This window comes from Vibrio sp. VPAP30 (genome assembly GCF_001188205.1).
Lineage (GTDB): Bacteria > Pseudomonadota > Gammaproteobacteria > Enterobacterales > Vibrionaceae > Vibrio > Vibrio bivalvicida.
The window spans coordinates 1-13038 of record NZ_LBLS01000033.1; the positions used below are offsets into that span (position 1 = coordinate 1).

12 protein-coding genes, 1 tRNA gene and 1 rRNA gene are annotated in these 13038 nt (G+C 45.6%); 9 read left to right on the forward strand and 5 right to left on the reverse strand.

Annotated elements, in window-relative coordinates:
* The first annotated feature begins 157 nt into the window (after positions 1–157).
* Both rrf and ZX61_RS14115 read left to right on the forward strand, forming a co-directional pair.
* Positions 158–273, forward strand: a 5S ribosomal RNA gene (gene rrf / locus ZX61_RS14110).
* A gap of 32 nt (positions 274–305) precedes the next feature.
* Positions 306–382, forward strand: a tRNA-Asp gene (locus ZX61_RS14115).
* A 620-nt stretch (positions 383–1002) separates the two neighbouring features.
* On the opposite strand, the gene ZX61_RS14120 is transcribed toward ZX61_RS14115, so the two are convergent.
* From ZX61_RS14120 to hemC, 4 genes are read right to left on the reverse strand one after another with little or no spacing between them, the layout of a single operon-like run.
* Positions 1003–2190: a heme biosynthesis protein HemY gene (locus tag ZX61_RS14120; RefSeq protein ID WP_049845269.1), complete on the reverse strand. Its 1188-nt coding sequence runs from the start codon at positions 2188–2190 to the stop codon at positions 1003–1005.
* Entirely contained in the window at positions 2190–3407 is a 1218-nt protein-coding gene (locus tag ZX61_RS14125) for a uroporphyrinogen-III C-methyltransferase (protein WP_049845270.1), read from the reverse strand. Before ZX61_RS14125 ends, ZX61_RS14120 begins: the two co-directional genes overlap by 1 nt.
* A 3-nt stretch (positions 3408–3410) precedes the next feature.
* Positions 3411–4154: a uroporphyrinogen-III synthase gene (locus ZX61_RS14130; RefSeq protein ID WP_049845271.1), complete on the reverse strand. Its 744-nt coding sequence runs from the start codon at positions 4152–4154 to the stop codon at positions 3411–3413.
* Positions 4155–4160: 6 nt separating this feature from the next.
* On the reverse strand, positions 4161–5099 hold the full coding sequence (gene hemC, locus ZX61_RS14135) for a hydroxymethylbilane synthase (RefSeq protein WP_049845272.1): 939 nt from the start codon (positions 5097–5099) through the stop codon (positions 4161–4163).
* Between the two features lie 335 nt (positions 5100–5434).
* On the opposite strand from hemC, the gene ZX61_RS14140 reads away from it, so the two are divergent.
* Entirely contained in the window at positions 5435–7963 is a 2529-nt protein-coding gene (locus tag ZX61_RS14140) for a class I adenylate cyclase (protein ID WP_049845273.1), read from the forward strand.
* A gap of 46 nt (positions 7964–8009) precedes the next feature.
* On the opposite strand, the gene cyaY is transcribed toward ZX61_RS14140, so the two are convergent.
* Positions 8010–8324 (reverse strand): iron donor protein CyaY, encoded by a 315-nt coding sequence (gene cyaY / locus ZX61_RS14145; protein ID WP_049845274.1) that lies wholly within the window; start codon positions 8322–8324, stop codon positions 8010–8012.
* 75 nt (positions 8325–8399) lie between these two features.
* Here cyaY and lptM point away from each other — a divergent pair, with 75 nt between their 5' ends.
* The 6 genes from lptM to yigB are packed head-to-tail and all read left to right on the forward strand — an operon-like array spanning position 8400 to position 12994.
* Entirely contained in the window at positions 8400–8519 is a 120-nt protein-coding gene (gene lptM / locus ZX61_RS24730) for an LPS translocon maturation chaperone LptM (RefSeq protein WP_408058679.1), read from the forward strand.
* 30 nt (positions 8520–8549) lie between these two features.
* A complete protein-coding gene (gene lysA / locus ZX61_RS14155; RefSeq protein WP_049845276.1) occupies positions 8550–9803 on the forward strand; it encodes a diaminopimelate decarboxylase in 1254 nt (417 codons plus the stop codon).
* A gap of 10 nt (positions 9804–9813) precedes the next feature.
* A complete protein-coding gene (gene dapF, locus ZX61_RS14160) occupies positions 9814–10644 on the forward strand; it encodes a diaminopimelate epimerase (RefSeq protein WP_049845277.1) in 831 nt (276 codons plus the stop codon).
* A gap of 22 nt (positions 10645–10666) precedes the next feature.
* Entirely contained in the window at positions 10667–11371 is a 705-nt protein-coding gene (locus ZX61_RS14165) for a DUF484 family protein (RefSeq protein ID WP_049845278.1), read from the forward strand.
* Positions 11343–12272 carry a tyrosine recombinase XerC gene (gene xerC, locus ZX61_RS14170; protein ID WP_049845279.1) on the forward strand — a complete coding sequence of 310 codons (930 nt, stop codon included), beginning with the start codon at positions 11343–11345 and terminating at the stop codon, positions 12270–12272. Before ZX61_RS14165 ends, xerC begins: the two co-directional genes overlap by 29 nt.
* Positions 12272–12994, forward strand: a complete 723-nt coding sequence (gene yigB / locus ZX61_RS14175; RefSeq protein WP_049845280.1) for a 5-amino-6-(5-phospho-D-ribitylamino)uracil phosphatase YigB — start codon at positions 12272–12274, stop codon at positions 12992–12994. The genes xerC and yigB overlap by 1 nt, the downstream gene beginning before the upstream one ends.
* Positions 12995–13038: the final 44 nt, after the last annotated feature.

The following is a 13038-nucleotide window of genomic DNA, read 5'->3' on the forward strand; positions in this document are numbered from 1 at the left end:
AGGCAGGGTGTGTAAGCGTTGTGAGGCGTTGAGCTAACCTGTACTAATTGCCCGTGAGGCTTAACCATACAACACCCAAAGGGTTTTGATGGACTCAAAGCAAGAACAGATTGAATGTGTTAAGAACCTAAAACAGCTTTCCGAATTAAAGAATTTGCTTGGCGACCATAGCGATTTGGACCCACCTGATTCCATGCCGAACTCAGAAGTGAAACGAATTAGCGCCGATGGTAGTGTGGGGTTTCCCCATGTGAGAGTAGGACATCGCCAGGCTTTAAATTTAGACTCAAGAGTCTGACCAGTGCGGAGCGGTAGTTCAGTTGGTTAGAATACCGGCCTGTCACGCCGGGGGTCGCGGGTTCGAGTCCCGTCCGCTCCGCCACTTACTTAAAAACCCAGTCTTCGGACTGGGTTTTGTCGTTTTAGAAGCCCGCTGCTAACGCAACGGGCTTCTTGCGTTTTAGGGGAAGTGGAACGGACTACGTCCTCGGGAACGTTTCACTCGAGACGCGAGAACGGCTTCGCTCTGCGAGAGGTGAGTGTTGGCTGATAGATCAGATGGTTTACAATGAACTGAATTACCGGGCCCCCAAAAGAGCTGCTCATACAGGTCTACAATCTTTATAGCTTCGGTCATTCCATAGAGTGACGAAGGAGCGAGTAGGGAATCTCTCAAGGTTATCAACTCGCTAGAAGAGATCCCCCAACTCACGCATCCCTCGATCTTGAGGACGACAGCAGTAAAAGGAGGGTGGACACTAGGTATCTACCCTTCTATCGTTTCCAGTTTTCCAGTTTTCCAGTTTTCCAGTTTTCCAGTTTTCCAGTTTTCCAGTTTTCCGTAGGACGAAGTCCGTTCCCGTATCCTTGTTCTATAGCGAACAGACAACGTGAGTACTCTCACTGCAACCCTTAATGTTTTTCGATTCGCGCCGTATTGATTAGATATTAAAAAAGCCACTCGAGTGAGTGGCTTTGGTCAGTTCATTTCTAATTGATTTACTAAGCGGCAGGTTCTTTGATAAGAGTGAGAGCCTTCTTCGATACCTCATGAGCTGCCTTAGTTAAGTTCTGCTTCTCTAATGCATCAGAAAGGTAACTGTAGTCTGACACATTAGAGCGTACAGACAGTGCCTTCTCTAAGTGCTGCTGAGCTTGCGGCCACTCTTCATTGCGTAAATGGAACTGAGCGATTGCGCTGTGCGCTTCCGCGTTGTTAGAGTCTTTGCGCAGAGCACTTTCTAAGAAGGTAACCACAGGGTGGCTGTCTACTAATTTCAGCTCTGGCAATAGAGCATAGAGATTAGAGTTAGGATGTTTGCTAAGTGTCTCTTTAATTAGAGTGAAGGCTTCACTATCGGCTTGGCGAGCGATTAGCTGTTTGGCAAAGCATTCGACAAGGTGCGCATCCACCTTAGCTTTACGCGGCAGAGCATTCCAGTGAGCAATTAACCCTTCACTGCCTTTTTGCTCAGCGACTTCAGTGAGTAGACCGCATTGAGCGCGTTGAGTTAGGGGGGCCAGCTCTTCTTTTGAGACGATCTTGTGCTTGACTAATTTAGGCAATAGCTCGATTAGTGGCTGCCACAGCTTGAGTTCAATATAAATTTGCTTGAGAAGGTTCAAGACAATCGCGTTATTGGGATAGGGGCCTTTTAAGTTAGAAAGTGTATCGAAAGCATCGTTATAGTTGGCGTCACGAATCTGTTGTTTTGCACGGGTAAGCTCAACGGCTAACAGAGAATCATCTTGCTGGGCGGCTAATTCTAAGTAACGGTCACGTTGCTCATTATTGCCCATACCTTGCGAAGCTTCTGAGGCAACCAGGTAGCATAGCAGCGGCATGTCATGGTGGTTTGCCCAGCGTGTGACCTTTTTCTCCGCGAGTTTGAAGTCACCTTCTAGTAACTTGATGATACCTTCGTTGGTATAACGGCGTGAGCGACGCATTTTTCGCACACTGAACCAATTCCATGTTGAAGAACTGGCGCTCAGTGCTTTTTTCACTATAAACTCAAGGCCGAACAGAGCGGCGAGTGTAGCAATAATAAATATCACCAAAGTCGTCACACTCATCTCAATCGTCTTGCCAGCAACTGAAATCAGCACATAGCCTTGTTGGCCTGCATACTGAGTTCCGGCAAACAGACCTAAGCCAAGAACGACAAAGAGGAAAATAATTCGAAACATTAGTTTTCCTCCCTTACTAAGGTAGTAACTTCGCGGCGTAAGCGTTCACGAATAACATCGGATAGTTGTTGCTGAGTTTCCAGTTTTACTGGGTATTTAACTTCTACCTTCTGTTTACTTAATAGCTCAAGTGCTTTATTGAATTCTTTCACTTCATTGGAGTCTTGATTAAAGAAAGTCGCTGACCACTTATCTGCTGTAGTTAATGCGGTGCTGTAGATCTCTTGCTGTTCTACATAGACGGCTTTAATTGCTGTCTCTAACTTAGCCTTAATATTCTCTTTCAAGTAAAAGTGTTGTTCCGGCGATAGTAGAGGGATGACATTACCATCACGAGTTCTAAACGTAATGAAGTTCTCGGAGAAGTCTTTTAGAGAGGCCATTAAGTTATTTTGCCAATCATTTACATCTTCAGAAACAACCTGTTTCTCGACCTGCTGCGCTTCTGGTAACAGTGCATTGGCTAACGGCAGGCTATCAACCTGCTGTTGCAGCGCAGTAATTCGCAGCACTAAGCCTTCTCTATCGACAAGCGGAATAGTTTTTAGCTTGGTGATGTCGTTAGCCATAGATTTACGTAGAGGTACTAGGCTTGGGTCATTAAGAGCCGCGATTCGCTGATCGGCACTTTCCATTAGTTTGGTGGCACTCACCGCATCGTGTTCTAAAAACAGTTTTCTACCTGCCAGTTTGACTAAGTAATCGGCCTCTGCAAGCAGCCAGTCATTTGGTCGTCGACCTTTCACGTCAGCAACAGCCACTTGCAAACTTTCAATACTTTTTTGTTGCTGTTCAAGAATGGTTTCAGCACGGTGGGTAACCTCAGTCGCTTTGGCAATGGCTTGCTGTTGAGTTGATTCAAGTTCGGATTGAATCGTGCTTTGCGTATTTTTGAGCTGAGTTTGTAGTGCTTCTATTTGCGCTTGATAGTGAGCATTTTTCTGCTGCATTTGGAAGGTGAGGCCACCACCAAACAGTAAAGAGATAACAATCGCAATAGTGCCGAGTTTGACACCGCGCTTGCCTTGCTTTTCTTCAAACTCAGGCGGAGTGCTTGAAGCCAAATTAGGATCAGATGGTGTTGTTTTCTCTGCGGTGGTTTCATCCGCTGGAGCTTGAATAGTTTCAGACGCTATTGGTGCTGCTTTGGTTACTTCCTCTGCCGATTTTTTTTCTTGGTCAGGGGTGTTGTTATCGTTGTTATTTTTGTTGGTCATTACTTATTGTCCTGTTTCACTTGGCCGGAGAGCAGCCAGTAATACTTTATTTGAGGCACTGAAGGTGTTGGTAACAACTTGAAAACCGACTTCTCGTGCTTGTTGCGCTATTCGCTCACTAGGTACATAAAGGTGGAGCGTAAATAACCAGTTCTTGTGGTCATCAGTTAGCAGAGAAACAAAGTAACTAAGCTGACCTGAACTGGTGATGACTAATTGAGTTATTCGTTCATTCTGCCAGATAGGAACGAGCAAATCTGAGCGGAAAGCTAGGTTTTCTCGTTTATACACCTCGCGATATTCGACCAAAGCCCCTCGAGCAACGAGTGTGTCGAAAATCAGCTCTCGGCCGCCATTGCCACGTAAGATGAGTATCTTTTTGTTGGCGATGGAGCAAAGGGGCTCTTGCTGGAGCAGGTGCTCACTATCACTGACTTGTGGGTAGTGTACTTTTTGTTGAGTCGCTTTGCTTAAAACGTGCGCTGTTTTTTGACCAACGGCAAGGTAGATGGAGTTGGTTGGCCAGTTTTGACCTTGCTGCTTAAGGTGAGTATCTGTGGCTGTCACCGCATGCTGACTGACAGCGATAATAATATTGAATTGGGAAATGGATACCTCCAGCCCTAGCAATTGCTCTCCGGGCTGGATTTCAATCAGAGGTTGGTGGTAGCTTGCAATACCAATTCCTGATAATTGTTCACATAGTGAGCGGCCTTGTTGTCCCGGCCGAGTGACCAGTACTGCCATATAGAGTTACTCGTGATCCGCGTATAGCTTGGTTAAGATTTCTTGCGCACCATCGTCGAGTAGCTGATTTGCAAGCTTAACGCCCAATGCTTCAGCTTCAGTGCGAGAGCCGCGAATCTCACCACGAACTATCTTTGAACCATCAGGCTCGCCGACTAGAGCACGCAACCAGATGTTATCGCCATCGATTAGAGAGTAGCTGCCAATAGGTACCTGACAGCCCCCTTCTAGAGTTAGGTTCATAGCACGCTCACATAGGATGCGATCAGTGGTTTCTTTATGATTGAGTGGTTCAAGCAGTTGAATTAGGCGCTCGTCATCAAGGCGACACTCAATGCCTACTGCGCCTTGCCCTACGGCTGGTAGAGATTGTTCTGGTTCGATAAAGCTTTTAATACGTTCTTCAAGTTCTAGGCGCTTAAGGCCTGCCGCCGCTAGGATAATGGCATCGTATTGGCCATCATCGAGTTTACCTAGACGTGTCCCCACGTTACCACGCAGCTCTTTGATCACTAAGTCTGGACGATATTCTTTTAGCTGACACTGTCGTCGTAAGCTACAAGTACCCACAACCGCCCCTTGAGGTAGCTCATCAATATTGTTAAATGTGTTCGAGACGAAAGCATCACGAGGATCTTCACGTTCGCAGATTGTGACTAGGCCAAGACCTTCTGGAAAGTCGACAGGAACATCTTTCATCGAGTGAACGGCAAGGTCTGCACGTCCTTCGAGCATGGCCACTTCTAACTCTTTTACGAACAAACCTTTACCGCCAACTTTTGCTAAAGGGGTATCTAGGATGATATCGCCTTTGGTTACCATGGTTACTAGCTCAACTTCCAAGCCCGGGTGAGCAGACATCAAAGCATCTTTAACGTAGTGAGCTTGCCAAAGGGCAAGAGGGCTTTTGCGAGTAGCGATTCGAATTGGGGTTTGTTGAGTCATAGTGTTCTGCTGATAACAAAATAATGCTCTAATCCTACCACTGTCGGCAAAAAAAGTATTATTGCTTATTTGTTCACATGAGGCTTAGATGTTTGCTAGCACAAAATGATTAAAAGAGTGTGATTAAGGTCTCGTTTGTAAAGTAGGCTATTATTATTAATAGTAGTTACGTACCACACTAAGAGCGACGACTTCAGATGGACAAAAATGTGTCGAATCGATCGTACATTTCTTTACCAATCCAAAGAAAAGTGATAGATTGATCACGTTTTGTTGGTGCTTTAGAACAATTAATAGTCAAGGTGCCATCTAGGATATGAACCAAGGAAACTCCCTTGCAGGCTTACACTAAGACGCTAGTTAAAAGACTTGATAACCTAAACCAGCAACGTGTTGAACGTGCGCTGGCTCTTATGGATTTGCCAAGTCAGCGAGTGTTCCACCTGATCCCGACATTGCTTCATTTCAATCATCCGGTTATTCCTGGATATTTTGACGCGCAAGTACCATTCGGTATTCGCGAATTCGAATTGAATGATATTCAGCAGCAGTTCGTTGAAGACACTCAGTTAACCATTGGTCAGCTTCTTACTACTAGTGATACCCCTGCGATTTTAGGGCTGTACACTATGGGTAGTACCTCTTCTATTGGTCAAAGTACATCAAGCGACCTAGATATTTGGGTGTGCGTTTCGCCAAGCATGAGTTGTGACGAACGTGAAAGCCTCACCAACAAATGTTTGTTGATTACTGACTGGGCTCAAACTCAGGGTGTGGAAGCAAACTTCTTCTTGATGGATGAGCAGCGTTTCCGCTCAAACCACTCTGAAGAGATGACAGGCGATAACTGTGGTTCTTCCCAACATTTGTTGTTGCTCGATGAATTCTACCGTAGTGCAGTGCGACTCGCTGGTCAGCGTTTATTGTGGCAAATTGTTCCTCCTGAAATGGAAGAGTGCTACGACGAATATGTTACAGACCTCTGTAGTAAAGGTTATATCGATTGTTCGAAATGGATCGATTTCGGTCAGCTCAACCGAATTCCTGCAGAGGAGTATTTTGGTTCGAACTTATGGCAGCTATACAAGAGTATCGATTCGCCATATAAGTCAGTTCTAAAAGCCATTCTGTTAGAAGCCTATTCGTGGGAGTACCCTAATACTCAACTTCTAAGCCTTGATACTAAACGCCGTTTTTTTGCTCACGAACCCGATCTTTACGGGATGGATGCATATTATCTGATGCTCGAAAAGGTGACGCGTTATTTACAGCGAATCGGTGACAGTACTCGTTTAGATCTTGTTCGTCGTTGTTTTTACCTTAAAACTCATGAGAAGTTGTCTCGAGAGCCAAGTATTGGCTCTGTCGCTTGGCGACGTGAAGCTTTAGCCGACATGGTTCAGAAGTGGGATTGGGATACATCTGTTATTGCTGAATTGGATGACCGCCGTAATTGGAAGGTAGAACAAGTTAAGGTGGTGCATCACGCTTTGCTTGATGCTTTGATGCAAAGTTACCGTAACCTAATTCAGTTTGCGCGCCGCAATGATATTACCTCGGCGATCAGTCCTCAGGATATCAGTATTCTTGCACGTAAGTTATACGCGGCATTTGAAGTGTTACCGGGCAAAGTGACATTGCTCAACCCACAGATCTCGCCAGATTTACACGAGTCAGATTTAACCTTTATTGAAGTGCGCCCTGGTCGTACTAATCAATCAGGATGGTATCTGTATAAGCAGCCGCTGACGCCACACAGAATTCTTGGTCAGGCCCCACTTGAGCATAATGAGTACCTAAGTAAGCTAGTTGCTTGGTCATTCTTTAATGGTTTAATTACCGAGTCGACTCGACTGCACTCGGTTATACGCGATGCTCACCTTGATATCGACAAGTTTTATCAGATGGTGAGTGATTTGCGTAATACCTTCTCGCTACGTAAGCGTCGTCCAACGATGCAGGCATTAGCTAGCCCGTGTGAGATTAGCCAGTTAGCGATGTTTATTAACTTCGAGAATGATCCAACGTCGGAGTTAAGTGGCAAATCACTTAAGCTTGATCCTAAGACCACGGATATTTTCAGCTTTGGACGTGAGCAGAAGTGCTTAGTCGGCAGTGTCGACTTGGTGTACCGCAACTCTTGGCACGAAGTGCGCACTTTGCATTTTAAAGGCGAGACAGCGATGCTTGATGCTCTAAAAACAGTGTTGGGTAAAATGCACCAAGATGCCATTCCACCTGAGTCAGTAGATGTATTCTGCTACAGTAAAAATTTACGTGGTGTGATGCGTAACATGGTCTATCAACTCCTTGCTGAGTGTATCGATTTGCGCTTAAAACCGATTGAGCAGGAGAAACGTCGCCGCTTTAAAGCGTTGCGTATTGGTCAGCAAACCTATGGATTGTTCTTTGAACGTCGTGGCGTTTCTGTGCAAATGTTGGAAAACTCGGTGGATTTCTACCGCAGTATCTCAACCAATAAACTCAAAGGTTCACCGCTGTTAATGCTCGATAAAGAGCAAGATTATCAACTGCCCGATATTGTAGACGGTTTTGCCAGCGAAGGTTTGATTCAGTTCTTCTTTGAAGACAGTGAGCTGGGCTTTAATATTTATGTGCTTGATGAAGCGAATCGAGTTGAAGTCTACCACCAGTTTAAAGGTGAGAAAGACGAAATGATTGCGAGCGTGAACAGTTTCTACACCTCGGTGCAAGATGAGAATCCCCTGTCGTCTAAGCTGATCAATTTCAACTTGCCGCAGTATTATCAGATTGTCCATCCTGAAGAAGATGAGCCATACATCGTACCTTATCGCAACGATGGGGCAAGTTATTCAAGACCAAGTAAAATAGCTAACGCCTAGATACAAAAAAGAGCATCAATTGATGCTCTTTGTCGTTGATGGGAGATTATACCCACTCAATCTCTTCATCGCAGTGTTTTTCACACTCTTGTTTTACCATCGCGATCAGCTCAAGACTTGTTTTAGAGCATGTCCACTGCTCGTCAATCAGAGCAAAGTGGAAACCGCCGGATTTTGAGGCTAGCCAAATCTCTTTCATTGGCTCTTGGCGGTTGATAATGATTTGACTACGGTCTTCGAACTCCAATGTCATTACGTTTCCAGACGTCTCGTAGTCGATGTCCGCACCTGAATCATCAATCATTTCCTCGATGATTTGCATTTGAACATCTACCAACTGATGAAATTCAGTATCGTTCATCTAATCTATCCTATTGCTTTTCTTGAGTGTGGTGCGATTATAGGGGGCATTGACAGAATAATCACGATACAACCGATGAAAAAATCAATCTTAGCGCTATTTATCTTTTCAGTCCTTGGCTTAGCTGGCTGTGGTCAAACTGGACCTCTATACATGCCTGAAGACGCTCCACAACAAGAGCAACCTTCGCAATAAAACTAAAATCAGAATATAAGGGAAAGTACTTTGGATTACTTCAACTATCAGGATGATGGCCAGCTATGGGCCGAAGACGTCTCACTGACTGAACTGGCAGAGCAGTTTGGTACGCCACTTTACGTTTACTCGCGCGCGACACTTGAACGCCATTGGCATGCATTTGATAAATCGGTCGGAGAGCATCCACATCTTGTTTGTTACGCAGTGAAAGCGAACTCTAACCTAGGGGTGTTAAATACCTTAGCGCGTTTGGGTTCTGGCTTTGATATTGTCTCTGGTGGTGAACTAGAGCGTGTGATTGCCGCGGGCGGTGAACCTAGTAAAGTGGTTTTCTCCGGTGTAGGTAAAACAGCAGCGGAAATGAAGCGTGCGCTAGAGTTAGGTATTAAGTGCTTCAACGTTGAGTCTGAGCCTGAATTAGAGCGCCTAAACAAGGTTGCTGGTGAATTGGGTGTCAAAGCGCCGATTTCTCTGCGTATCAACCCAGATGTTGACGCCAATACTCACCCTTATATTTCTACTGGTTTACGTGATAACAAATTTGGTATTGCATTTGATCGTGCCCCTGCGGTTTATAAGTTTGCTCAAAGCTTAGCAAACCTCAACGTACAGGGCATTGACTGTCATATTGGTTCTCAGCTAACGGATATTGAGCCGTTCATTGATGCGACTGACCGTTTACTTGCGCTGATTGACGACTTGAAAGCGCAGGGAATTACTATCGACCATCTTGATGTTGGTGGTGGTCTCGGTGTTGTCTATCGTGATGAACTGCCACCAGAGCCTTCCGATTACGCTAAAGCGCTACTTGGCCGTTTAGAAAACCATCAAGATCTTGAGCTGATTTTCGAGCCAGGTAGAGCTATCGCCGCTAATGCAGGCTTGCTACTGACTAAAGTTGAGTTCCTTAAGCACACTGAACACAAGAATTTTGCCGTTATTGACGCAGCGATGAATGACTTAATGCGTCCAGCGTTGTACCAAGCATGGCAGGATATTGTGCCTGTGGTACCACGTGAAGGTGAAGCTGTGACCTATGATCTGGTAGGTCCTATCTGTGAAACCGGTGACTTCCTCGGCAAGGACCGCGCCCTCGTGTTGCAACAAAACGATCTGTTAGCAGTGCGCTCGGCTGGTGCATACGGCTTTGTTATGTCGTCTAACTACAATACCCGTTGCCGCGCAGCAGAAGTGATGGTTGATGGTAAAAAAGCTCACCTAGTCCGCCAGAGAGAAGAGCTATCTAGCCTTTGGGCACTTGAAAACGTACTTCCGGAGTAATTGGAGTCTTATGCATTTCCATTTTTCTAAAATGCACGGTTTGGGTAATGATTTCATGGTTGTTGATTGCATTACCCAGAACATTTTCTTTTCCCCAGACCTTATTCGCCGCTTGGCGGATCGTCATACTGGGGTGGGCTTTGATCAGCTACTAGTGGTTGAAGCTCCTTATGATCCAGAAACAGATTTCCACTATCGGATTTTTAATGCTGATGGTAGTGAAGTTGAGCAGTGTGGCAATGGTGCGCGTTGCTTTGCTCGTTTTGTGCGCATGAAAGGGCTGACTAATAAGTACAGCGTCAGTGTGAGTACCAAAAAAGGAAAAATGGTTCTTAACATTGAGGAAGACGATCAGGTAACCGTGAATATGGGGGTTCCTGAATTTGAGCCGAACAAGATTCCGTTTAAAGCCAAGCAAACTGAGAAAACCTATATTCTTCGTACTGATGATAAAACACTATTCTGTGGCGCCGTAAGCATGGGTAACCCTCATGTTGTCAATGTGGTAGATGACGTTGCAACAGCCGATGTAGATACTCTTGGTCCTTTATTAGAATCTCACGAGCGCTTCCCTGAACGTGTCAACGCAGGCTTTATGCAGGTCGTAAGTCGTAACGAAGTGAATTTGCGCGTCTATGAACGTGGTGCAGGTGAAACTCAAGCGTGCGGCAGTGGTGCATGTGGCGCGGTTGCGGTTGGCATTGTCCAAGGGCTGTTGGATGACAAAGTGACGGTTAACTTGCCAGGTGGTTCACTTAAAATTGCATGGCAAGGCGAAGGTAAACCGCTGTATATGACAGGACCTGCTACCCATGTATTTGATGGTCAACTAAGCTGCTAATAATAAGAAATAAGGAACTAACGTGTCTCAAATAGAAGCGGATGCGCTAACGGCGGAAGTGGTTGCCGAATACCTGCGTGACAATCCTGACTTTTTTCATCATCGACGTGATCTAGTCGATCGGCTAGCGCTCCCTCATCAAGAACAAGGCGCTGTCTCTTTGGTGCATGTGCAAATGAATCGCCAGCGTCAACGGATTGAAGAGTTGGAAGAAGAGATCACGGCTTTAATGTCTTTGGCGAAGAACAATGATCGTACTTTCCATGAGTTTATGCAGCTTCAGGAGCAGATCCTAAAATGTGACTCGCTATTGTCAGTGGTAAAAGCGATTGAAGAGATGGCAAAGTCACTCGATTTGGTGGCTTATGTTCGCCTGCTTGATAGCGAGTCGAATTACTATTCGCTAAGTAAAGAGCGTTACCAACGATTTTCGACCAATCATCTTAATGGCAAAAATGCCTACTTAGGCCGTATGCGCAAAGTGGATCGCGAACTCTTATTTGGTGACAATCAGCGTGCACCAGAAATGGGTTCTTACGTGGTATTGCCACTACACAAGCAAACTCTGCAAGGTGTATTGGTCTTTTCAAGCAGCGATGGTGGACACTTCCAACCTCATATGGATACCCTGTTCTTGCGCCACTTAGCCCTTGTTCTTTCCCATCTTATCGATAGCCTACCTTGGCAAAGCGAAGACCATGAGCGAATCACTAGCACCTCTGCCTAATGGTCTTCAACGGCCCCTTGAACGCTTCTACGAATATCTAAGGAGCGAAAAGGGGCTGAGTTTACACACTCAACGTAATTATAAACAGCAGCTTGAAACTATGGCTCGACACCTCGCTCATCTTGGCTTGAAGGAGTGGCAACAGGTTGATGCTGGATGGGTTCGTCAACTTGCCAGTAAAGGCATGCGCGAAGGAATGAAAGCGAGTAGTTTAGCGACACGCCTTTCATCGCTGCGTAGCTTCTTTGACTTTCTTATCTTGCGTGGAGAAATGACGGCCAATCCCGCAAAAGGGGTGTCTGCACCACGTAAAAAGCGCCCACTGCCTAAGAATCTCGATGTGGATGAAGTCGGTCAGTTGCTTGACGTTAATGAAGATGATCCACTCGCAGTGCGAGATAGAGCCATGATGGAGCTCATGTACGGTGCGGGCTTGCGTTTAGCCGAGATGGTTAGCGTCAACGTTAAAGATGTTCGTCTCTCTTCTGGTGAGCTGAGAGTTATTGGTAAAGGTGACAAAGAACGTAAAGTCCCATTTTCCGGTATGGCCGCAGAGTGGGTTGCCAAATGGCTGAAACTAAGACCGAGTCTGGCCAACAGCGATGAAGAGGGGCTATTTGTCTCTAAGCTTGGGGTTAGAATCTCACACCGTAGTGTGCAAAAGCGTATGGCTGAGTGGGGGCAAAAACAGTCGGTAGCCAGCCATATTAGTCCGCATAAGTTGCGCCACTCTTTTGCGACTCATATGTTGGAGTCGAGTAACAATTTACGTGCTGTACAAGAGTTGCTTGGCCATGAAAACATTTCTACTACGCAAATCTATACTCATTTAGATTTTCAACATCTTGCCGAAGTGTATGACCAGGCACACCCAAGAGCGAAAAAGAAGGATAGCGACTAATGCAGTTTTTCCGCCATTTGAAGCCTATCCAAGCGATGACCTTCGACCTTGACGATACGCTGTATGACAATCGCCCTGTTATTCGTCAGGTGGAAGCAAAAATGGTGGCATGGCTGCACAGGTACCATCCTATTTCTGCCACTAAAACCTTGCGCTGGTGGTATGACTTAAAGCGTTCCTTAGCTGAAGATGACCCTTGGCTGCTCAATGACGTCACACTATGGCGTTTTAAGCAGATTGAGCGAGGTTTATATATTTTGGGTTATCGAGAACAGCAGGCAAAGCAAGCGGCCAATGACGCTATTGAAGAGGTGCTGCGCTTACGTAGCGACTTTACCGTACCGCAAGAGTCACACGGTGTGATGGCCGAGTTAGCAAAACGCTTTCCTTTGGTGGCGATAACCAATGGTAACGTCGATGTAGATAAGATAGGTTTAGCGAACTACTTTTCCTTGGTCTTGAAAGCAGGGCCAGACGGTTACGCTAAACCCCATCAAGAGTTGTTCCACAAAGCTCAACGGTTTTTATCCGTACCAGCGGAAAACATCCTTCATGTTGGTGATCACTTAGTTTCAGATGTTGTCGGTGCTAAGCTGAGTGGTTTACAAGCTTGTTGGTACAACGATCAGGGTAAGAATATTTACCACATCAATAAGTCGCGCGTGCTACCAGACGTTGAAGTGAATCGATTAAATGACCTGCTATTATTGAGCGAGATGTAAATAACTTTAGATCAAAACAACACTTTTCATATTGGTTTAGTTCG